The sequence below is a fragment of the Bradyrhizobium sp. 153 genome, assembly GCF_023073835.1.
GTDB lineage: Bacteria > Pseudomonadota > Alphaproteobacteria > Rhizobiales > Xanthobacteraceae > Bradyrhizobium.
On record NZ_JADPKH010000002.1, the window covers coordinates 1 to 20,813 of the forward strand.

The following is a 20,813-nucleotide window of genomic DNA, read 5'->3' on the forward strand; positions in this document are numbered from 1 at the left end:
AGCGCCAGCACCGGATTTGCCCAGATCCTCGTCAATGACCTGGACGCGCTCCGGCGGCCAGCCCAGACCGATGGCGCGATCGACGAGGCGGTACTGCAGTTCGGTGCTCTCCTGGTGCTGGCGCACCTGGTTCACGGATGACTGCCGCACGTAGACATAGGCCAACTTGGCTCGGTGCGCAGTCGTGAGCCGCTCGTCAGCGACGGTCGAGCTGATCAGCACGGCTCAATCCCCTTCCGGGCGTGCCGGGAACCGCTTGCATTCGCCGCAGCAGCGTGGCGAGGATTTGAGCGATCTGGGTTTGCGTCGCGGTCGATAGATTCGGCCACAGGCGCGGAATGTCGGCCGGGTGGATTTGCCGACGTCGGCAGTGGTCGATACGCAACGCGACCTGGAAGCGGTCGGTGGGTCATCGCGAATCACCTTCTCGTCGAGAAGGCTGAGACTCGCGCTCAAATGTTGCATCAATAGGATCAGCGTACGTGCACTGATGCGCGGCAGATCGGCGGCGTTCAGGCGGGACGTGATCAGCGTCTCGCCAAGATCCGTCGACGCGATCCGAACCGCCCGCGGCCGTCCGTCCGGCAGCGCGACAACGACGTGGGCGGGACCGCGCCCCGACCGCTCCTTCAGCACCTCAAGCCGTTGCCCAAACAGGAAATGATGCGGGTAGACCGGCTCCTGCACCACAGCCATGTGCTGACGATCCGCGGCGACAGCTACCGGCTCCGCGCCAAGCGCAAAAGCGGCCTCGTCAAGACGCCGACCGCCGGTGACGGCCCTCCGGTCGGCTCCGCCCCTCCGGCCCGTCACCGGCGGAAACAGCCTTCAACCGAGATCACAATCCGGATGGTGGGGGCAGTTCTTCATGACGCAAAGTGGGCAGTTCCGGATGGCGTTTGACACACGGGGCAAGCCCCCACCCCTAGACAGAATGGATAGTGCGTTACGTACGGACCTGGCTACTTCCGGGAAGCCAGGAGCTTGGACAAATTTGTGCGATCATTTCGTTGAAAGGCCTTGAATCGCACGTAACGTCACATTGTACGATCATGAAATGAGATCGCGACCTCTGACAAACGAACGTAAGCTACTCCTAGGGTGTGGGACGATGGCATAACGATCTTGTCGTATTTCGAATTTGCGGCGAACGCTCGCCGTAAATGAGCCGGCGGCAACTCTCCCTTGCCGACGGTCGGGACGATGCGTAGCAGCGTCGCTCCTCCCAGACTGACTTCGCCTGGCTTCTCAAAATGAGGCCGGGCCTTTTTTGCCGTCGGGAAGACGTTAGTGCCTTGTCGACGTGCAACTGCTCGATCAGCTCGTCCGGAACCAGGCAAACTTGCGAGGTCGAGTCCGGCAAGACAACACGCGTTACGCCGACATCGGGATGCTGATTGTAAATCGTCAACACATCGCAGCCTTCGGTTCTGGCATACAAAGCAACACTTCCGAGCCATCAACGACTTGAACGGTTCCGGCCTGTTTTTCCTGTAGACAGGTGATGGCGGTGCGATCCGGGATGTGGGTGCTACCCAGGCGAAACACGTCCTCCATGCAAGCGTCTTTCTTCGCGTCGTTCGGTGGCTGATCTCGCGCACCCGCCGACTCGAGCACAGAGATGCCGTTGCACAACTACTGCACAGCACTTGGCTTTGGGACGCAAAACCAATGCGTTCGTTGTGTGCGCGTCACGATATCCTCTTTAGGTCGGTACGTTGCGGTATTGGTGTTCCTGCGCAAGGCACAGTCTCTGAGCCAGGCAGGCGAGCTTGATTCATCAATGTCGCGACGTGATTTCTATTGGCGATACCGCCAAAGAAAAAGGAGACTCGAATTGAGGTACTACGAACCATCCTGCACCTTCGATAACGACGGCAAGGAGACCACGTTCCGCTTCGCAGGCAACCGCGAAGCCCCCGCGATCTACCTGACGTCCCCGCGCGGCGCTCCCCAAACCGAGCCGCAAGGTAATAATTAAGCGGTGGAAGGCCGACTCACTGTCAACAGATAAGCGAGCGGAGCCATCGAAAGCGGACCAACCGCTCGCAAGTGACGGAAGTCTCGTTTGAGTTGTTTGTTTGGATATGAATGCACACAATGCCTTTCGATACAGTCCTTATCGCCAACAGAGGCGAGATCGCCGCCCGCATCATCAAGACGTTGCGAAAGCTGGGCCTTCGTTCTGCAGTTGTCTACCGCGAGGTCGATGCGCGAAGCCCGGCAGTCTTCCATGGCCGACACAGCGATGCTTGTCAGCGGTCACACGCCGATCGCGGCTATCTGGACATCGCACAAATTATTGCCGCCGCTCATAAGGCCGGCGCCGGCGCTGTTCGTCCAGGTTATGGATTTCTTTCCGAACAGGCTCAATTCGCCACGGCCGTGATAAAGGCCGGCATTGCGTTCATCGGCCCCGCACCCGAAACTATTGAACTGATGGGCAAGAAGATTCGGGCCGGCAGCTTCGTCCAGTCGAGCGGCTTTCCAGTGGTCCCATCTGCAAATTGAGGAGGACGATCCAGCGACGTTCGTCTCCAGGGCGCGTGCAATTGGAACCCCTTTGCTGGTAAAACCGTCAGGGGGCGCGGCCGGCAAGGGCATGCGGATTGTACGCGACGTCGATGCTCTGGAAGGCGCGATTGAGCAGGCTCGCTCTGAGGGGCAACGGTATTTTGGGGATCACCGGCTTTACGTCGAAAGATACATTGAGAACCCGCGGCATATCGAAGTGCAGGTACTCGGCGACTCTTTTGGGAACATTGTACACCTGTTTGAGCGGGAGTGCTCGGTGCAACGCTGCTGCCAGAAAGATCATCGAGGAAGCGCCCTCGCCAGCCCTGTCGCCAGAACTACGGAAACGCGTCTGCGAGACCGCGGTCGGTATCGCACGCGCCGCGAATTATCAAAACGCAGGAACCGTCGAATTCATTTTCGATGCAGGAGAATTCTACTCTCTCGAGATGAATACGCGCCTACAGGTCGAACATCCCGTGACTGAGATGATCACCGGCATCGATCTTGTCGCCGAACAGGTCTATGCCACCGCAGGCCGAGAACTTGGTTTTGCTCAGTCAGATATCGTTTCGAACGGCCACGCTATCGAGGTAAGGCTGTACGCTGAAGCCCCCGAACGAGGCTATGTTCCGACGTCCGGAAAAGTACTTCTTCTCGAGTATCCGAGCGGGGTACGGATTGACAGCGGCATCACGCAGGGTCAGCCAATCACCACTGCGTTTGATCCCATGCTCGCAGAGATCATCGCGCATTCGCCGACGCGCACATTGGCCACCGCCACGGCCAATCACGCGCTTCAGGGGGTCATTCTTCTCGGCTGCGAGACAAACCCTAGCTTCCTCGCCCGCATCCTTGCCGACGAGTCGTTTGTCCGCGGACAGTTTCATACGGGACATCTGGAGGAAAACCCGCACATTGCCGGTGGTAACTCTGCTACCGGCCTACCGGCATTCTTGGCATCAGCTGCTCTCCTGACCCGACAAGTCCGCGAATCGGCCGACGCCGTGCCCGCGCTTCACGCTTCGCCCGGCCATTAGAGAAATTGAGGTGTATCACTCCGTCGAGGTTGATGGCGTCGATTATCGGTTATGGCTTTCACCCTGCCAATCCGGCTCCTATCATCTTCACTTGCGCGACCAAGTCATTTCCCCGGTCGCGTTTGCCCAATACGGCGAGAATTCAGGTGTCCTGACCATTGCCGGCGAGACCGAACGAGTCCGCTTCGTCATCGAAGGCGACCTGATCCACGTCCACATCCGTGGCATGATGCGCGTTTTGCGCTACAGCGACCCGTTGCGAACGCTCGCTTGCGTGAACCAAGAGGCAACTTCGCTCATGACCCGCGCCCCGATGCCGGGAGTAGTCGTTACGATCGCGGTTTCGCCTGGTCAACCGGTATCCGCAGGCGCGGCGCTGATGATGATTGAGAGCATGAAGCTGGAAACTATTATTCGCTCTTCACAGGATGGCGTAGTCGATCGAATCCATTTCAAAGAAGGGGAGAGCTTCGAGCGGGATGCTGTGCTGATTACGCTATCGAAAGAAGGGCGCTGAAATGCTACGAATCGCTTCTGGGGCGAATGTCAATTCGCAAGACTTTCGTCAAAACGAGCTCCACAACAGGCGGCTTGCTGACGAGTTGAAGGAGCGGCAACGTGCTGTCCGCTTCCAGCGGCCCGACCGGGAGCTCGAGCGCCTTCGTCAAAATAAGCTGTTTGTACGAGATCGGATCGACGCCTTGCTCGATCCAAAAACTCCGTTCCTCGAGCTTTCAACGCTGGCCGCTAACAAGGCCTATAACGGCGAAGTGCCCGGCGCGGCACAGGTCGTCGGCATCGGGATCGTCGCGGGTCGCGAGGTGATGGTTCATGCAGACGACGCAAGCGTAAAGGGCGGCGCATGGTATCCGTTGTCTGTCAAGAAGATAGTGCGAGCCTTGGACGTCGCAATCGAGAATCGTCTGTCAGTGATTCATTTGTGCGACGGCGCCGGAGGATTCCTACCTTTTCAGGCAGAGTTCTTCGCCGATCGCTACTTCGCGGGTCGGATCCTCCGTAACCAATCCATTCTCTCCAAGATGGGAGTACCGCAGGTCGCGATCGCAATGGGTCATTGCACAGCGGGAGCGGCCTACGTCCCGGCGCTTAGCGAATTCAACATTATGGTCGAGGATACGGGAGCTATATTTCTCGGTGGCCCTCCAGTCGTGAAAGCTGCTACCGGTGAAGACGTATCGGCACAGGAGCTTGGGGGCGCCCACATGCATACGAGCGTGTCGGGCACGAGCGATTATTCCGCAAGCTCCGAGATGCACGCCATTGCGATCGCACGTGATATCGTTGCCCGATTCCATCGTCCCGCGAAGACTCCGATTGATCAAGCCGCCCCGGAGCCCCCTGCTTACGACGCATCGGAACTATACGGCATTATTCCAAAGGACCCTCGAGTGCAGTTCGACATGCGGGAGATCATCGCCCGCATGATCGATGGTAGCCGATTCCACGAATACCAGCCGCGTTTCGGCACGTCCCTGCTGTGCGGTTTCGCGCGGCTTCATGGATATCAAATAGGGATTCTTGCAAATAATGGCGTGCTGCTCAGCGAAAGTGCGCTGAAGGGCGCTCACTTCATCCAACTATGCGACAAGAACCGGACGCCCCTGCTCTTCCTGCAGAATACGACGGGTTTCATGGTCGGCCGCGAATACGAGCGCCGTGGCATAACCAAGGATGGTGCCAAGCTGATCATGGCCGTCTCGGGAGCGTCGGTCCCGAAATTTACGGTCGTTTGCAACAGCTCGCACGGAGCAGGTACCTACGCTATGGCGGGACGTGCTTTCGATCCTCGGTTCGTCTTCACCTGGCCGCAGTCTCAGATCTCTGCGATGGGCGCCGAGCAAGCGGCAGGTGTGCTGACCCACGTTAAGACCAGACAACTGGCCCGTGACGGTGGGCGGCTCGCAGAGCAGGAGCTGGCAGCTATTCGAGGTCCCCTTCTCGACGAGTATCGGGAACGATCCAGCGCCTACTATGCAACCTCCGAAATCTGGGACGACGGAATTCTTGATCCAGTCGATACCCGAAGTGCACTCGCGATCGCCCTGAGCGCTTCGCTGAATGCTCCCATCGAAGCGCCCCATTATGGCGTATTCCGAATGTAGCCGGCAGGAGTCGAACGTCCGTCTCTGTAGATTCTACTCCCTAGCTGGGGTCCAAATCGACGCATCGTCCTGTCCCCGGCATAAGCCAGATTGGTGTCGTCCACATTCCGGGCAGAACTCGAATTCGCGACCTTGGTCAAATTAGACCAGCCCGTTTCTAAGTGGTGCGTTGAATTCGGTGACCACGTTGTCGATCAGGATAACGGGTTGCGCCGAAGTAGGCCGAGCTGGGGTCGCATAGCCCTGATTGGCCGCGCATCGAACCTCGCGTGGGGACTACGCAAATTGCGTAACACTCGAGATGATCTGCTCGTTACACTTCTAGCATTGCGTAGTGTATTGCGAGGCTCCTGCGGGTCGAAGCCATCGAGATCTGGAGTTCGCGATTGATGCAAGCGCGGGCCGCCCCGCTGACTCTGATCCACCAACGGACGCGTCAGTCACATTAAGATCTAACGTGCGCCCTACTGATGAATTGTTGGGTCCATTCATCATCGACGATAACAGTCCTGGGAGGAGACATGCAAGCCATCATGCCGATCTCAGTCAACTATTCCACGACGGGCTGGGTGCAGAAGAAGTTATCCCGCCATGCTCGACTATGGACCATCCACCGTCTTGCCGTCCAATCGTCTGATCTGATCTCGAGCAAAGAACACTTGCTCCTTTGCAAGTGAACGCCATGGATAGCTTGATTCTTACGTAGCGTCAGGTTGTAGGATTGCAGAGCCGACTGACGTTCAAGCTGACACCACGCATGCCTCGACAACGCATACGCGGTCCGAGCCGGACCGGTTGCCGAGCTGCATGACCCCACTAACGCCCGTTTCGAATGAGGCCACTTGGAACGACTAAGCACGTGTAGAGCAATGAACGCCCTCAAATCGATCATTAGCAAAGTTGCTACAGGTGCCACGCTGACCCGCGAGGAGACCGCAACAGCCTTTGAAATCATCATGTCGGGCCAGGCGACATCCTCCCAGATCGGAGGATTATTGATGGGGATGCGGGTACGTGGCGAAACCGTAGAAGAAGTCACCGGCGCAGCCTCGGCCATGAGGAGCAAAATGCTCCGGGTCAGTGCGCCCCCCGATCCCGTCGACATCGTTGGTACGGGCGGTGACGCTTCGGGCTCAGTCAACGTGTCGACATGCGCCTCATTCATCGTCGCCGGGGCCGGCGTTCCTGTGGCCAAGCATGGCAACCGCGCCGTGTCCTCACTATCAGGTGCTGCTGACGTCTTGGCCCGCCTCGGCGTGAAGGTCGACCTCCCGCCTGTAGGCGTTGCTCGTTGTGTGCACGAAGCTGGCATCGGCTTCATGCTTGCGCCCATCCGTCATCCGGCTATGCACCACGTCGCCCGAATCCGAGCGGCAATTGGGACCCGCACGATCTTCAATCTAGTCGGCCCGCTCGCAAATCCGGCCGGAGTCAAGCGGCAGATCGTCGGAGTGTTTTCGCGGCAATGGGTGCAGCCTTTGGCGCAGGTGTTAAAGAACCTTGGTGCTGAGTCCGTCTGGGTGGTGCATGGCTCAGACGGACTCGATGAGATCACCCTCACCGGGCCGACGTTTGTTGCCGCGCTAGAGAGAGATGCGATCCGCACCTTCGAAGTCACCCCCGAAGAAGCGGGCCTCGCCCGCTGCCATAACGAGGCGCTGAGGGGCGGCAACGCCGATTCCAATGCAATCGCGCTGCAAAGCGTGCTCGACGGCATGCCAAGTCCGTACCGCGATGTTGCTCTTCTCAACGCCGCCGCGGCAATGATCGTGGCCGGCCGCGCAAGCAGCTTGAAGGACGGCGTCGCCCTTGGGCACGAATCCCTTAATAGCGGTGCGGCAGCCGCGCGATTGAAACACCTGATCGCGATCTCCACGGCCGATGTACGACATTTTTAACACCAACATCGAAGCCAACGAGCGCGAAGAGATCGCAAGCGCAAAGCGCGAGTTGCCTCTGCCACACGTCGAGGCGCTTACCGCGGTTGCGTCACAGACGCAGCAGCCCCGCTTTCGAAGCGACGGGAGCAGGAGCGCCCCCTATGAGAAGTGAAGCGCCGGAGCTGCGCTCTTCGATCATGCCAAACCCTTGCCGCCGGGCTCGGCTTCGATTTGGTCGACGTCTTCACCGGCGGCGTTTCCGGCGGCGATTTTACCGCGTCGCGTACCGCAAGACTCGACGGCCTCGCCGTGACGGCAAGGGCGCGCATACCCACTATGAGCAGCTCTACATTTCGTTAGTTGAACCGCGTGGGCGGCTATAGCATCGGCTCTATCAGACGCTGCGATGATTGCTGCGTGACGCGATAGCTGCCAGGCCATTTGCCGCCGTACGGCGGCGCGCTCGCGCATTCACGCAGCTCGTTTTTTCAGGGCAGGCGCCGCAGCTGGGGTGCATCGCATGAATTGCGTTGGCGGGACAAAGGCGCGCTATGGCGTGAGAGTTGAGTGCAGAAGAGGTGGTACTGTGTACTTCTCGGTTGCGGCGAGTAATTTAAGCTTGGCACCGCGAGCTCTTCCACTTTTCCTATCGGCGTTGCCCGGTGAGCCTCGGAAAAGTTTGATCCAGCGACAACACCAAGGGGCTTGAATCGCACGTAAGGTTAAATTGTACGATCTCAAGGTACATCAGTCTCGGGCTGGTCGAGATAAGGATTGCGAATGTTCGAGCATGTCAGAATCGCACCGCACCGTCATAACTCGATCATCGCGACAGTGCGGCTCGCGCGTGGTCCTGATGGGCTCAACAATCTACGGCCAGCACCATATGCCTTCACTGATCCACATCGCTGGAGAGCTGGTCAATTCAGAGGACGTCAACGTCACCCCTACCACGCTGTGCGGCTCCCCCTATTGCAGATTGGAAACCGAGTTCCTCCCCGGGTCGGGACACCCGTGGAGATCAGTTGAAAAGGAGTTTTCGGTTGTGTTCGCTCAGCCCGATTGGAGCTCGCACGGCGCCGTCATCTCGGAAATGCAGGATGGTCGATCCGACCTCCGATGGTTCCAATCTGCTTAGGCGGCTAGACCGGCGCGACAATCGCGAAAGATTGCTTCGCATTTCGGGGCAGCACGATGAAAAAACCCGACGGTACCAAGAACGTTCTGTTGGTCGACCACACTGAAGGTCAATGCCGAGCCATAGTCGGCTTGAAAGATGAAGATTCCAGATCTCCTATATGTGCGGTGAGCCTGTAAGTCGGAAACCTCAAGAAGATAACGTCATGGTGCGCTTATCACTACGCGCAGATGCACCGCAGCGCTGTCGGACAAAACGGAGCCCGTGACGAAGCGCCTCCGTCTTTACGCTTAAAGAGATTTGCATCGATCCCGGGCTGATGACGTCGTCAAGACCGTATGCTTACGACTGAGATCGCTTGACTGCTCGCGGGAAGGCCATCCGATGCGATCTGATCGCGATCGAGAGCTTCCGAACGACTCAGGAAGTCAGGGGTTTAAGCAGTTTTGCAAGTACGTAGCGAACCTGAGCGAAAGGGGGACAAAGGTGGATCTTTGCACACTGATTGAGCGTAACGCGTCGTTTACTCCCGACAAACCCGCGATCCACTTCGACGGGGGCACCCTAAGCTACTCCGCCTTCACTCAAAGGATCGAGCAAATCGCTCGTGCTCTAAAACATCAGCTCGGCATCGAGAGAGGCGACCGCGTCGCGATCCTTGGCCTCAACCGGCCCGACTACCTGGCCCTGCTCTATGCCTGCGCGCGACTCGGCGCAATGCTCGTTCCATTAAATTGGCGGCTTACGGTCGCGGAACAGTTGTTCATCCTCTCCGACGCCGGTCCCAAAGTGCTAGTTCTAGAACAGGCCTTTGATGCGCTGCTACCAGCTCTGGCGGGGCAATTGCCCGAAACCTTTGTTGCGGGTTTGGACTTTTCGCCTCTCGGCGGGAGTAAGTGGGACTGCCTGGTAGACCAGGGCCGAGGCGACGATCGCAATCAGCACACGGACCTGTCTTGCCCGCTTCTGATTGTCTATACTTCGGGTACCACAGGGCGGCCGAAAGGCGCTGTGCTGCGTCAAGACGCGTTGCTGTGGAATGGAATTATGAGTCAGCACATGCATAACCTCGGCTCGACCGATCATGTCCTGACAGTCTTGCCGCTGTTTCACGTTGGCGGCCTGAATATCCAGACCACGCCGGCGCTGCATCACGGCGCGACCGTCACCATTCACACGCGATTTACGCCCGAGGCGACGCTTGCTGCGATCGAACGCGACAGACCTACGCTGGCTGCGTTGGTGCCTACCACGATGCAATTCCTAACCGACCATCCTCAGTGGCGGACGACGGACCTCTCCTCACTGAAGGCAATTTGCACCGGTTCAACGATGGTCCCGCAGCACCTTATCGAACGCTTTGTCGCACGTGGGGTGCCAGTGCTGCAGGTTTACGGTTCGACCGAGACCTGCCCTATTGCTGTTTATACGAGGCTCGGCGGCGATCTTACGCGTAAGGGCTCGAGCGGCTTGCCCGGCCTATGCTGCGAAGCGGCTATTCTCGATGATACCGGCAACAAGTTGCAGGCAGGCAGCCCGGGCGAGATCGCCGTACGAGGCCCCAATGTCTTCAGCGGGTATTGGGGCGCTCAACAAACAACGCGCGAGCCTTTGCACAATGGCTGGTATCTCACCGGTGACATCGGCTGCCGCAATGCCGATGGATACTTTTGGGTTCTTGATCGCACAAGGAACCTCATAATTTCCGGTGGAGAAAATATCTACCCGGCGGAAGTAGAGCGCGCGCTTATGGAGCATCCCTATGTCGCAGACTGCGCCGTTGTCGGTCGACCCGATCCGCGCTGGGATGAGGTGCCGATCGCTTATGTGATCAGGCGGCCGGGGGTTCGAGTTGACGCGGAAGCACTAATGGCACATGCAGGCTCGCAGCTCGCCCGCTTTAAGGTGCCGCGCGAAATTTTCTTCACGGAAGAATTGCCACGAACGGCGTTGGGCAAGATCCAGCATTTCGCGCTGAAGGGGCTTACACGATCAAGCCAGCACAACGAGGGCGACTGAAGATTTCGATCGGGTTTGGCATTTCCTTTGCCCCGTAGGCGTGGCCGCTGAGGGCCGCGAAAACCCCACGCGTCACCGCGTCGATGCGAACACGGCAGCTGCGAGTTGATCATTTCGGCGCCTTTCGGTCGAATAACGTTGCCCCGAGGTCGCTGATGCCGCGGATCCTCATTATGAATGCCGGTACGGCGCAAATGTCGGGCTCTAATCTGCGACAACCCAACTGTCGCTTGCCCTCCAAGTCGGCTTGGTCTCCGTGTGGTTTGCACAGGAGGGAGATAGGGGGCCCAATTCCGGTATTGGTAAGTCAAGGATTCGCCGACTGTGATCTCTGGATGCTCGCGCAGTTTGAAAGGAGAAGCATTAGAACGCGTCATTTGAACCTCAGAAACGGGAGAGAACGCTCCGTGGACGAGAAGGAAAGAGAGCTCAACAGAGCGGCACTCACAAGCGTTTCTCGGCCCATGCGCCTCCTTCTCGGTCTGCAGAGCAGACCGCCGAGCTGCACGACACCAGAGCTGGCATGGTTCGGAATGTCTCTTGAAATGCTGCTGCCGGCATACATTGCCATCCTCTCACCAAATATCGCGATTTACATCTCCTGCGCTTTGAACTTGCGAATCAGATCGCAAATGCCGTTGTAGTCGACGTATGTCGACGGTTCGCACAAGATGTCGTCCATGTCTTCACAGGTGCCGCACTCTTCCAGGAAGTTAATAGAGGTGCTGAGCCGGAGCGACGTCGCCAGTTGGGGTACCCGTCCTCACTCAGCCGATATTCCGATCGTCTCCCACCTCAATTTTTTGGCCTCTCGACGCCGCCGACGCCCGCGTCAGTTAGAGCTTTGCCCGTGTTGCTGCCGGCGTATTCTGGGACGTGATCGAACTGCCCATGCCGTCTTTGGGAGCGCGATTGTATCAATCTTCCTATCAACCGATAAGTAGCGCGCCATTCGAACCAGTCCGGGTTCAAAAGGAGAGATCGCTCTTGCGAGCCTGCGTTGACGCTCGTCCTTGACGAGCGCTTGCAGCAATCCCGTACCAGCGCCTTGCTGAATAAAGCTTCTGATTATGCCAGAAAAATCAGCGACCTGTCGATCGCGCAAGGCGTCTTGAACCTGACCTGACTTGTTCGGCAGTCCGAAACCGCACAACAAGCGCGGCCTCATAGTGTTAGCCTCGGACATTGCTGTTGAGGAGCATGCGCCGAGCCAGATGGAAGTGCTGGAAAGCCGCCTCATTTTAATCGGACCGCATCGACCCAGGCCGAGAGTGCGAGATGGTCGTTACCGCTCTCACAGCGCGGAAAGCGATTATGCTTGATCCAAGATGAGGCCGTTAAGGGTCACGGCGAGATTGGTCACCAGCATGCCAACGGCTCCATTGGTAAAATGAAACCGGCTTTGACTCGGTCCAGAACAACTACAGTCTCGAGGCGCTTTATATCTGGATTTTCATTTATCAAGCGTCGGGTGAAATGCTCGTACTCTTCCATATTATTTGCAGTCACCAACAGGATGAAATCAGCTTGGCCCGTGACGTAAAATCCGCTCATCACCTCCGTCATAGTGCGGATCCCCCGCTTAAAGCGATCAATGATGTCGGCTCGATCGCGCTCAAAGAAAATGAGGACCAGCATAGTCACGTTTCGGCCGATCGCCCTTGGCGAAATGATTGAGACGTCTGATTCTATCACGCCCTCTTTTCGTAGGCGCTTAAGTCGGCGCTGAACTCCGGATGCAGATAGGGCAACTTTCGCGCCGAGTTCTTCACTGCTCAGGCGATTGTTGCGTTGAACGAGATCAAGAAGACGAGCATCGATTTTGTCGATTTCCGTGGCTGCATTGCGGACTCTCGAGCGCGACCGCCTCCTCCAGGCATGCGAGGTAGTGCCATTGAGCGTCCCGGTCATCTCTAAACCTTCTCCCTAGCACCTCTACGAATGCACGTCTTCAGCCGACAATGCGCGCACTGACGAGTTGAAAGGCTCAAAACCTTATCGGCGACAGCCAACCACCGATTCCGGCCTTGTGCGCGCCCGGTCGGCTTGCGTCGCCTCCCCTAATTCCAATAAGCCGCTACAGCTCTTTTCCTCACGGCGCTGTTGGTGGAGGTGACTTTGTCTGTACGGCATCTCTCTTGATCCCTGGCAGCTGATTGAACGTAGTCCTTTCGGGAGCGGACATGTGGGCGGCTTAGCGTCACCAATGGAGGACATAGGATTGACCTCCAGCTAGTGCGGGGTGAATTTCCTTCAGCTATGTCACGTCGTCGCCCGTGGCGGCGCGCAGGCCACACTGGCGGCTCTCAAAACCGACTAACGACAGCACTCTTCCATAGGCAGGGCGGCTTCCCGCCTGCGTCCCGTCGTGTGATGATCGATCACTGGACGCAATAGATCAAGAAGCAGCGCGCCCGGTATCGTCCCGCTCGCATCAGCATCGAGAACTGGCATCATTGAAATGTCTTCCTCTACGTCGAATGGGCTTAGGATTGCCTCTCCTCCGGCGTCAGTCAACGTCAGCGGCTTCGCCGCGGCAAACGGCACCTCGATATTGAAATAACTAAAGCGCGGCATCTCCCGGGCAAGGCGCACCAGAAAGGACATTGTTAACGTCACGCCACTGAGCAGCGCATTCAGGACCAGGATCGAAATCTTGGCTGTATCTGCGATACGGCCGAACGATCGAGCATCGAGGGCGCGTCTGCGTTGAGGCTCACGCCGTGGTAGGGCGGCATCAGCATCAGAAGGCTTGCGCCACGCGCGGCCGCATAGCGGACGCGCTCGATTGCAAATTGCGTGCTGAAATGTTTGCATGTGATCATGACCGCCTTGCGACTACCCACATGAGCCAGGGACAAATCAACCGATATATCGCACTCCTGCTCCGAAAACAGAAACTGCTCGGGACAATGAGCCAGAATGCAGATCCATCGGCGCGCTCGTCGATCATGCATTCGAGCACGCGGCGCTGCCCCTCAAGGGCAAGAACTCCGGTTGTGAAAGCCGGTGCGACTGGGAAGAGGCGGCCATAGGCGTATTTCCTTGCATTTGGCATGAGCAGGCGTCCAACAAGCGGATTTTCTTGACGGTCAGATGTCTTTGGGCTCGCTCAGGTCATCAAGAACATTCAATGCGCCTCGAACAGATAATAGGATCCGAGAATGGTCCTCGCAGTGTTCGCCGCCTGCAAGAAAGGCCGCACCAATCATCGGGCGTCCAGCCATCTGCTGCGAAGACTTCGTAGTTGTTGTTCCAGCGGGTCCACCAGAAACTAAAGGCTGCGTTGGTGTAGCTCATGCCATAACCCGCTTCACCTTTCTCTTCCGATGCAGGGCATGAGCAATCCCACGAGGTCATTCCGGCTCTGCGGCAGCCTTTGCCGATGAGATCGGAGCGATAGACCTTTATCCCAGCGTCGTCCGTGGATACGCGGTGTTTTTCGCTCAGCATTTTGGAGATGACTGGAACTGTCCTGCTTCGACCTTATGAGGCGCGGCCCTGCCCCGATCGTGATTATTCCAGATGAGGTCGCGTTGGTCGCGGCGCCCGAACTCAGCATCTGGGTAATTTTGGGAAAGTATCCCTTGTAGGACGCAACCGTCTAATTCAGCTGCCAACTCAGACTTGTCGGTTTCTCGCGTATCGCAACGTAGACGGGATGATTCATCCTAACATATGCTGAGCGGTGTCTTCCGCTTGTACAGCTTTCGAAAAGCAGACGGCGCTAAAGGCTCCGCAGGAAAGAAATGCTAGCGAGCTTTTGTCTCCCTCCCATGGGCTCCTCCCGCGGCCAAGGCATGCTTCTGAGCGAAGCTTGTTCTTGTTCAGCTGAGAAAAGGAAACGACGCCCTAATATAGAGATCGTCAAATTGCCGGCCGTCTCTAGGATTCGAGTGCGCTGGCGTCCGCCAGTATCAGTCCCGTATACATCCTTGTCCACTGGACTCCGGCTGGACACTTTCGGAATGAAGCTGAGGCTTCGGCGATGGTCAGGCGCATCAGCGACAAGACGCTCGAAAGCCGCAGTGCGCGGCTGGACAAGCCGGTGCGCAAAACGCCCGTCTTGGTATCAATCGGACGAGGCCTGTCGATCGGTTATCGGAGGAACGAGACCGCCGGCACGTGGGTGTTTTGCAAAGCCGACGGATCGCGACTATACGGACCCCCGGACACTCGGACCCAACTGTCGACTACAGCGTGGAGTGCAACCGATCTAAGCGCGTGTCCATTACGGGGCCCGATGCAAAACCCACTGTCGACCTCCAAGGTCGCACCGTGCCGTTGTTTCTGAATCATGACCGATCCTGGGAGAACAACGCGCAGTAACCGATCTTAAGCCAGACCCCGTCGTGCCAGCAACGATTGACATAATCGTGTCATTGCCGAAAGTCAGAAGAATTGTAACCGGCAGGCCGTCGCCATGTCTTCGATCTGCGACAGACTCCCTGGCGCCACCCGCTCGATCGCATCGGCTGGACAGCCTGCAAACACCTCGATTTCGTGGCTAGCCACGATATCGATGAATCTCTTCGCTCATGCCAGCGTCACAGCTTGTTGCTTGAAGGTATCAACTGCCGCCCGGGTCAGCCGAAAAACGCCACGACCACGGGGCCGTGAGCGATAGGCAGAGTCGGCTCGGGCCTTGAGAACATCAAACCATTGGTCGGGCGTGAGCCTCGTCGGGCACTCGCTGATCTGGATCACCCTGCCATTCGGGGCGAAGCGGACGTGAATGATGATCTGCGGATTCATATCGTTCCCTTTTTTTGACCAAGGTTTAGAGACCGGTGGGCTGCTCGATTGTGACGTGTTCAGTTTCGTCCCGTTTGGGTGGGTCCCGCGTCGCGACTTGAACTTCGCACCCGCATTGGTGCCAGGTGGGCGGTCCGGGTTGGCGGCGATAATCGCCCGTGTGTTAGGCCTCATACGTTCTTCGGCATTGCCCTGAGCTCGTTTCAGACCAACAGTCGATGTGGGCAAACTCCGCCCGTGCGTCCGCGAGATTGATGGGTATGGACGGCTTGAGAACGAATACGAGGAGGCGATTACCTGTTGCTCCGCTCGATACCGAGCGCCTTCAGGCCAAGCAGGAGCCCAATCGTGCGCTTGGAACCGCAACGCCATACTTGGAGCCAACATAGACCGCGAAAGCTGGTCCGAGCGTCTCAGTCGTCGACCGACTGGAAATTCGCTGCGAACACAATAGCGCTTCGACGGCAGAGAGACGACAACAATGATATCAGGATCCGAGAGCGGAATTGCATTCACCGCCTCCGCGTCATCGAGGCGATTCTCTGCGGGTCCAGTGCCGATCACCGCCCAACATGCCTTCTAGCCAGCACTAATCCAGTCGCTCGCGCCTGGTCGGCCGTGATCTGCATGCAGTGGTCAGATCCATCGATGAGATGCAGGTCAAACTGCGGAAGACGTCGGAATGGCTGCTGCGACAGATCCGACGCATCACATCGAACCAAGGTGAGCTGCGGAAAGCGGCGCCTTAGGTCAGCAACGACGCTAGTGTCTGTGTCAGCTGTCGCAAGCAGGCGTTCGATTTCGATCAATTGTTCTGTGGCGAGCGCCATTGTGATTCCTTATGACTGTTGCCAATGAGCATCACTGCCAGAACAGCCGCTCGGGATCCGTGTTCAATTCGTCGATAGCCGACGCAAGCCGGTGGAAAATGCTGTAAAATTTCCAGCTTCCTCGCGCATGATTCTTGAAGAACAGTTTCCAGATCCCGCTCACGGCATCGTAATGAAATAGCGCGACATCGATCTGACCGCCATCGTTGTCGATATTGCGCGAGCAGCAGGGACTCTCAATGAGATAGCCAGCCTTTACCGGCGTTACACTCGGCAAGACATAGCGATAGTGCTTGCGCGAGATCAAAGCACGTTCGATCCGCTTGCGATCTAGCTCGTTCGGATGCGCGATCAGCCCGACCGGTACCTCTCTCGACACTCTCATGCGAGAACATCCCCTCAAAGGACTGTGATCTCTTCTTCAAGACAACCAACGACCAGCCGCTCACCAAAATCTACAAGATAAATCGGCACGCTCGCTTCGGTATGCATTGCGACCCGGACGATCTCGCCGATAGCACCGGCGCCGACCAGGATCCCATCAGGCGGCGAGGTAGCAACTGACTCGTCATTGATGAGATTGACTGCGGTTTTCACGCGCTGGCCCGATCGATATTTTGGAACGCGCGGCTCTGTCATGACACAGCCACTTCCGGCAATGGCAGATCATCTACGGCCTCGTCGACCGGATCGAGCTCTTTGCGCCCCATGCCGACGCGGTAGCCACTTTCAAGAAATTCGATACCGTAGATATAGAATTTCTGCAGGAACGTGCCGATGGAAACGACATAACCCACGTCGCCCTTCTTGACCAGAATGTCGCCGATCTCCTTGCCGCGAAGGGTGCTGTCATTGCGGATGGTACTGCTGGCCCGCACCCTTTCGCCGAAGCTGAACGCGGGCGGCCCGCTTAGCTGGACCACATCACTGTCGCGAACGATCATGTTCATGCACCGCCCCCTCGCGAACCTGCAGGGAGCACGGAGACGCGAGCAGAGGTGCTCTTCTGCAGCATATTGTCCTCGTCTGCGATGAGACATGCCGATTCGTCATCCGCGAGGCGAATCGCCACTTCGTAGCGGGCATGCCGTTCAGGTTCGCGGTTCAGAGAGGTTACCGAATGAGGTGAAAGCCGCTGCGCGAGCTCGGCCCGAGCCTTTGGTTGCGACCGCGGCCAGAAGCTTGACCGGCGTCGCCGCGCTTGACGTGCCGGATCCGCTAACTCTCCCTGCCTGGTCGTGATCCTCGCCGCAGGTTCATCCTCAATCTTGGCCTGATAAGCCTTGCGCGTCTCGAAGTCATATTGAACGTCCATGGCCATGACCTTCTCTATGGTGAACTCGCTGCTGCGATCATCTCCGAGCAGGCCGACGGCGTCAGCGCGGCGATGGCGGCAATGCCGCATCATCTTTATCTGACCTTCACAAGCATCCTGCAGGGCCGCCAATTCCTGCGCTGGTCGGGCCTCGCTGGCCTTTGAGCCCGAATGCTGTGCCGTGCTCGGGCGCGGAGATCAGTGGCACGAGAAGTCGTTCTCGGATTGGCCAAGGCATCGCCGGGGCCGGCGATACCGAGCACAGTCAGCTGTGGAATTCTGGTGGCGACCGCGAGCAGCTTTCTCGCCGCCTGCTCAGGAGTGAGCTTCTCACTACCAACACCCGGACGCGATTCATTGGCGCAGTCGTACTTACGATTGCAGTAGTTGCATTGAATATTGCAAGCCCGCGCTACTGCGACATGGATGCGAGCGTAATGATGATGAGCTTCTTCTCTAGCAGGGATGAGTCCTAATTTTGTTCCAGATTTCGGACGGCAGATCGCCTGGGCCAGCCTGTGACCCATAGCTCCGTTTGCCATTCTTCGAAGAGCTCCGGGAACCCTTATAATCGGCGATGACCCGCATCCCGCCGCTATCCTCAGCATCTTTGACATGTTTTCCGCGTCCGGCAACAGCGTTCATGTTCAATTCTCTACCAAGTGTGGCCATGGCGACCAGCCTGTGGCCACAGAACGAGAGTTAGCAACTCGCGTGCCATCTCGGACGGCGATGCCATTCCCGCCCTGTGAATGAGTTAGCTAGCCGTGATCCGCACAGTTGTGCACGCGTCAGCGACAGTTCACACGTCGCAAATGCGACAGGCGTCGCAATTGTGACGGAGATGGCCGCTGGGTTCTCATTGAGCTCGCGTGAATTCTCCCAACCCGCACCCGTCGTTTGCGATGCGACCTCTTCCTACTAGCGGACCGCGGCGAGCAGCCCACTTCGCGCCGCTACTTGGCGCTCAACATCTCTATCGCGTGCGGGAGTCATATCGCGATCGGTGTCAGATGTTGCTCGATCAGAAAGTAGAGTTCGTTGCGCGAGAGTGCTTGCGGATCGACCATGCGTAATGGACGTCAGCCGAGCGTTTGGTGATCTGCCGCGCATAAATAGCAAAAAGCCGATCATTGAAGAGACAGCCGAAGAAGAGGAAGCTCCGTCCGTTCCGCCTTTCCTTGATGAGGTTGGGAACTGGTGTCTGGATGCCGATTGCAGTCAGAACCTCAATATAATCAGCGTCAGTAATCAGAAAGCTCTTGACCGGCAGCACGCTCCGTGCGGCTTGCGCAGCACAGTAGGCCAATGGGTCGCCGAGGCATGATCAACCTTTTGGCTCGCCGGATCGTAAATTGGATACCAGCAATCGACGTGGATGCCGGAGCGCGCGATACTTTGCACCTCACCCCATCCGTCGACCGAGTGCCGTCCGCATCGGGCCGTCGTACCAAGAGTCGACTATCACCGGCAGTAAGGATGCTAGATGATGATGCAGTGGTGTCGACTCCACCGGCGGGCGAACGCCTGGACCATCAAAGCCGTCACGGTGGCGATGTATGTCGCTCTCGACATTCTGCGCCGGCGCCCAGACATTGCCTTTGGCCTGGCGCGGTAGCGCAACTTTGCTGGAGAAGGCAGAAGGCCTCCTGTGTCATTGGCATATGTGGTCCGATCAACTCGGCGAGGCCAAGTCCGAGATACGGAACAATGCTAGGCTCTCATCCTCACCGCAAGATCGGTAAGAATCACCTTCGCGTCGGCTGCGTTGACAAACTCAATTCGCGGGAGCGCCTTCATCAGTCCGCCCGTCCTCCCCCGCGTCCTGGCATTTATTGTGATCGGCAGCGGCGTGTCGCTCGCCATCTCGGGCAGATCGTCATCCAGCCATTGGCCATTCTGATCCAACCGCGCGAGAGCGTTTCATACTCGGATTCCACGATCGGCTCTTCGAGAGCTTTCTTGCGAACGGCCCGCATCAAGAGAGCGGCGACTCAAGAGTTTCATGAGGTCAATTTTCTGGACCGCGATGTATACTTGCGTGGTTTAGCATGCTCCCGCGAGTTGGCGCGCAGCTGAGCCACAATGTTTGACAGTACGGAGACGACCTGGTCGACCTCTTCGAGGGTTGTCTCACGCGACAGGGGCAAGCGCACCGCGCCGTGCAGGCTCTTCTCCGGCAAGCCCATGGCGTGCAGGACATGCGACGGCTCGATTGAGCAGGATCCGCAGGCTGATCCGAGCGAAGCGGCAATGCCCGCACGATTGAGATGGTGGAGAATTGCGTCGCTTTCGAGATGGTCAAAAGCGATGTTTGTCCTACTTGGTTGCCGGTTGCTGATATCGCCAAGCGCCATGCAGTCGGAGGTGGCTAAAATCCCCTGCTGGAGGCGGTAGCGCAATGCACCAATGCGAAAGCGCTCCGGCTCGAGCCGAGCCGCCGCAAGCTCTGCGGCTTTTCAAGACCCGACGACCATGCCGGGATATCCTCGGCTCCGCAGCGGCGCCGCCGTTCCTGTGTGCCGCCCGAGATCAGCGGCCTGAATTTTTGTGCCTTGCGCAAATCGAGCGCGCCGATCCCCTTAGGACCGTGCAATTTGAGCCCGGACAGCGACAGCATGTCGATGGCACTGTCCTTCAGGTTGATGGGCAGCTGCCTACGGCTTACACCGCATCCGTATGAAACAGCGCGCCCGCCTCTCGCGTCACCCGGCTAGAAACTCCACCGGAAAAATCGTGCCGGGTCTCGTTGTTGGCCTACATAACAGACGCGATCGCAGTACGCGGTCCGAGCGCGCATCGAAACGCCCGGATGTCGAGCCGGCCGTATGAATGTAGAGGGATCACGTGCGTCTTAACGGTCGTTGTCGCCAAATTGCTCGACCAGCGCAAGGATGGCGGAATGCTCGACGGAGGTGACGACTTCGTCGCGGCGCTCCTGCGTCGCGAGCGCAGAAAGGAATTTGGTGTTATTGGCCTCGCTCTCGCCGGATGTGAAGACTATTTCGTGATCATGCGCGCTCCCTAACAATCCTTGCACGCTGCGACGCGCCTGCTTCACGGCTCCGCATCCTCTCGGCCAAAGGCATGGGCGGAGGAGGCATTGCCGAACTGTTCGGAGAAGAACGGCAACATGGCTTGTAGGATGGACGGATTGTCCGTGTCGTCGCGTTGTTGTCGAGATAGATCAGCACTTAAT

Annotated in this window: 18 protein-coding genes and 7 pseudogenes; 11 read left to right on the top strand and 14 right to left on the bottom strand. The window is 57.8% G+C overall.

Going from position 1 to position 20,813, the window contains the following annotated elements; genetic code table 11:
- Both IVA91_RS00025 and IVA91_RS00030 read right to left on the bottom strand, forming a co-directional pair.
- Nucleotides 1–222 (bottom strand): annotated as a pseudogene (locus IVA91_RS00025) (recombinase family protein); the annotation flags it as partial.
- Nucleotides 223–225: 3 nt separating this feature from the next.
- On the bottom strand, nt 226–696 hold the full coding sequence (locus tag IVA91_RS00030) for a hypothetical protein (protein ID WP_247305658.1): 471 nt from the start codon (nt 694–696) through the stop codon (nt 226–228).
- Between IVA91_RS00030 and IVA91_RS00035 the strand changes: the two are divergent.
- Nucleotides 670–759: pseudogene (locus tag IVA91_RS00035) on the top strand (ATP-binding protein); the annotation flags it as partial. The gene IVA91_RS00030 and the pseudogene IVA91_RS00035 sit on opposite strands and share 27 nt — an antisense overlap.
- Before the next feature lie 648 nt (nt 760–1,407).
- Here IVA91_RS00035 and IVA91_RS00040 read toward each other — a convergent pair.
- Nucleotides 1,408–1,557 (bottom strand): hypothetical protein, encoded by a 150-nt coding sequence (locus IVA91_RS00040; protein WP_247305660.1) that lies wholly within the window; start codon nt 1,555–1,557, stop codon nt 1,408–1,410.
- Between the two features lie 280 nt (nt 1,558–1,837).
- Between IVA91_RS00040 and IVA91_RS00045 the strand changes: the two genes are divergently transcribed.
- The 10 genes and pseudogenes from IVA91_RS00045 (at nt 1,838) to IVA91_RS36745 (ending at nt 11,840) form a co-directional block, all read left to right on the top strand.
- Nucleotides 1,838–1,981 carry a hypothetical protein gene (locus IVA91_RS00045; protein WP_247458191.1) on the top strand — a complete coding sequence of 48 codons (144 nt, stop codon included), beginning with the start codon at nt 1,838–1,840 and terminating at the stop codon, nt 1,979–1,981.
- A gap of 119 nt (nt 1,982–2,100) precedes the next feature.
- Complete coding sequence (locus tag IVA91_RS00050; RefSeq protein ID WP_247458193.1) at nt 2,101–2,511, top strand: biotin carboxylase N-terminal domain-containing protein; 411 nt, start codon at nt 2,101–2,103, stop codon at nt 2,509–2,511.
- A 52-nt stretch (nt 2,512–2,563) separates the two neighbouring features.
- Nucleotides 2,564–2,743: pseudogene (locus IVA91_RS36600) on the top strand (biotin carboxylase); the annotation flags it as partial.
- A gap of 31 nt (nt 2,744–2,774) precedes the next feature.
- Nucleotides 2,775–3,554, top strand: a complete 780-nt coding sequence (locus tag IVA91_RS00060) for a hypothetical protein (RefSeq protein WP_253075417.1) — start codon at nt 2,775–2,777, stop codon at nt 3,552–3,554.
- A gap of 10 nt (nt 3,555–3,564) precedes the next feature.
- Nucleotides 3,565–4,071: a biotin/lipoyl-containing protein gene (locus IVA91_RS36990; RefSeq protein ID WP_247458194.1), complete on the top strand. Its 507-nt coding sequence runs from the start codon at nt 3,565–3,567 to the stop codon at nt 4,069–4,071.
- Between the two features lies 1 nt (nt 4,072).
- Entirely contained in the window at nt 4,073–5,677 is a 1,605-nt protein-coding gene (locus IVA91_RS00070) for a carboxyl transferase domain-containing protein (RefSeq protein WP_247450201.1), read from the top strand.
- 869 nt (nt 5,678–6,546) lie between these two features.
- Nucleotides 6,547–7,575 carry an anthranilate phosphoribosyltransferase gene (gene trpD / locus IVA91_RS00075; RefSeq protein ID WP_247458196.1) on the top strand — a complete coding sequence of 343 codons (1,029 nt, stop codon included), beginning with the start codon at nt 6,547–6,549 and terminating at the stop codon, nt 7,573–7,575.
- A 139-nt stretch (nt 7,576–7,714) separates the two neighbouring features.
- Nucleotides 7,715–7,940 (top strand): annotated as a pseudogene (locus IVA91_RS00080) (M20 family peptidase); the annotation flags it as partial.
- 1,241 nt (nt 7,941–9,181) lie between these two features.
- Nucleotides 9,182–10,714, top strand: coding sequence for an AMP-binding protein (locus IVA91_RS00085; RefSeq protein WP_247458206.1), 1,533 nt, complete (start codon nt 9,182–9,184; stop codon nt 10,712–10,714).
- Nucleotides 10,715–11,714: 1,000 nt separating this feature from the next.
- Nucleotides 11,715–11,840 (top strand): hypothetical protein, encoded by a 126-nt coding sequence (locus IVA91_RS36745; RefSeq protein ID WP_256464600.1) that lies wholly within the window; start codon nt 11,715–11,717, stop codon nt 11,838–11,840.
- A 233-nt stretch (nt 11,841–12,073) separates the two neighbouring features.
- On the opposite strand, the gene IVA91_RS00090 is transcribed toward IVA91_RS36745, so the two are convergent.
- The 11 genes and pseudogenes from IVA91_RS00090 to IVA91_RS00140 form a co-directional block, all read right to left on the bottom strand.
- Complete coding sequence (locus IVA91_RS00090) at nt 12,074–12,625, bottom strand: Lrp/AsnC family transcriptional regulator (RefSeq protein WP_247458198.1); 552 nt, start codon at nt 12,623–12,625, stop codon at nt 12,074–12,076.
- Between the two features lie 405 nt (nt 12,626–13,030).
- Nucleotides 13,031–13,531: a hypothetical protein gene (locus IVA91_RS00095; RefSeq protein WP_247277999.1), complete on the bottom strand. Its 501-nt coding sequence runs from the start codon at nt 13,529–13,531 to the stop codon at nt 13,031–13,033.
- A gap of 1,719 nt (nt 13,532–15,250) precedes the next feature.
- Nucleotides 15,251–15,469: a hypothetical protein gene (locus tag IVA91_RS00100; protein WP_247278000.1), complete on the bottom strand. Its 219-nt coding sequence runs from the start codon at nt 15,467–15,469 to the stop codon at nt 15,251–15,253.
- A 560-nt stretch (nt 15,470–16,029) separates the two neighbouring features.
- The gene (locus IVA91_RS00105; RefSeq protein ID WP_247278001.1) at nt 16,030–16,299 is read right to left on the bottom strand and encodes a DUF6129 family protein; all 270 of its coding nucleotides are present in this window, start codon (nt 16,297–16,299) and stop codon (nt 16,030–16,032) included.
- Nucleotides 16,300–16,330: 31 nt separating this feature from the next.
- Nucleotides 16,331–16,684, bottom strand: a complete 354-nt coding sequence (locus tag IVA91_RS00110) for a DUF3024 domain-containing protein (RefSeq protein ID WP_247278002.1) — start codon at nt 16,682–16,684, stop codon at nt 16,331–16,333.
- A gap of 14 nt (nt 16,685–16,698) precedes the next feature.
- Nucleotides 16,699–16,938, bottom strand: coding sequence for a nitrogen fixation protein NifZ (locus tag IVA91_RS00115; RefSeq protein ID WP_247278003.1), 240 nt, complete (start codon nt 16,936–16,938; stop codon nt 16,699–16,701).
- Complete coding sequence (locus IVA91_RS00120) at nt 16,935–17,249, bottom strand: nitrogen fixation protein NifZ (protein WP_247278004.1); 315 nt, start codon at nt 17,247–17,249, stop codon at nt 16,935–16,937. Before IVA91_RS00120 ends, IVA91_RS00115 begins: the two co-directional genes overlap by 4 nt.
- Before the next feature lie 198 nt (nt 17,250–17,447).
- Nucleotides 17,448–18,259 (bottom strand): annotated as a pseudogene (locus IVA91_RS00125) (hypothetical protein); the annotation flags it as partial.
- Nucleotides 18,260–18,638: 379 nt separating this feature from the next.
- Entirely contained in the window at nt 18,639–18,923 is a 285-nt protein-coding gene (locus IVA91_RS00130) for an SIR2 family protein (RefSeq protein WP_247278005.1), read from the bottom strand.
- A 506-nt stretch (nt 18,924–19,429) separates the two neighbouring features.
- A pseudogene (nifT, locus tag IVA91_RS00135) lies at nt 19,430–19,621 on the bottom strand (putative nitrogen fixation protein NifT); the annotation flags it as partial.
- Nucleotides 19,618–20,808 (bottom strand): annotated as a pseudogene (locus IVA91_RS00140) (aminotransferase class V-fold PLP-dependent enzyme). The pseudogenes IVA91_RS00140 and nifT, both read right to left, overlap by 4 nt.
- Nucleotides 20,809–20,813: the final 5 nt, after the last annotated feature.

Excerpts from the sequence above, each read along its gene's own strand:
- IVA91_RS00100 (WP_247278000.1), bottom strand. The coding sequence starts at position 15,469 with ATGAATCCGCAGATCATCATTCACGTCCGCTTCGCCCCGAATGGCAGG.
- IVA91_RS00030 (WP_247305658.1), bottom strand. The coding sequence starts at position 696 with ATGGCTGTGGTGCAGGAGCCGGTCTACCCGCATCATTTCCTGTTTGGG.
- IVA91_RS00090 (WP_247458198.1), bottom strand. The coding sequence starts at position 12,625 with ATGACCGGGACGCTCAATGGCACTACCTCGCATGCCTGGAGGAGGCGG.
- IVA91_RS00110 (WP_247278002.1), bottom strand. The coding sequence starts at position 16,684 with ATGAGAGTGTCGAGAGAGGTACCGGTCGGGCTGATCGCGCATCCGAAC.
- IVA91_RS00095 (WP_247277999.1), bottom strand. The coding sequence starts at position 13,531 with ATGCAAACATTTCAGCACGCAATTTGCAATCGAGCGCGTCCGCTATGC.
- IVA91_RS00050 (WP_247458193.1), top strand. The coding sequence starts at position 2,101 with ATGCCTTTCGATACAGTCCTTATCGCCAACAGAGGCGAGATCGCCGCC.
- IVA91_RS00115 (WP_247278003.1), bottom strand. The coding sequence starts at position 16,938 with ATGACAGAGCCGCGCGTTCCAAAATATCGATCGGGCCAGCGCGTGAAA.
- IVA91_RS00040 (WP_247305660.1), bottom strand. The coding sequence starts at position 1,557 with ATGGAGGACGTGTTTCGCCTGGGTAGCACCCACATCCCGGATCGCACC.
- IVA91_RS00070 (WP_247450201.1), top strand. The coding sequence starts at position 4,073 with ATGCTACGAATCGCTTCTGGGGCGAATGTCAATTCGCAAGACTTTCGT.
- IVA91_RS00120 (WP_247278004.1), bottom strand. The coding sequence starts at position 17,249 with ATGAACATGATCGTTCGCGACAGTGATGTGGTCCAGCTAAGCGGGCCG.
- trpD (WP_247458196.1), top strand. The coding sequence starts at position 6,547 with ATGAACGCCCTCAAATCGATCATTAGCAAAGTTGCTACAGGTGCCACG.
- IVA91_RS00105 (WP_247278001.1), bottom strand. The coding sequence starts at position 16,299 with ATGGCGCTCGCCACAGAACAATTGATCGAAATCGAACGCCTGCTTGCG.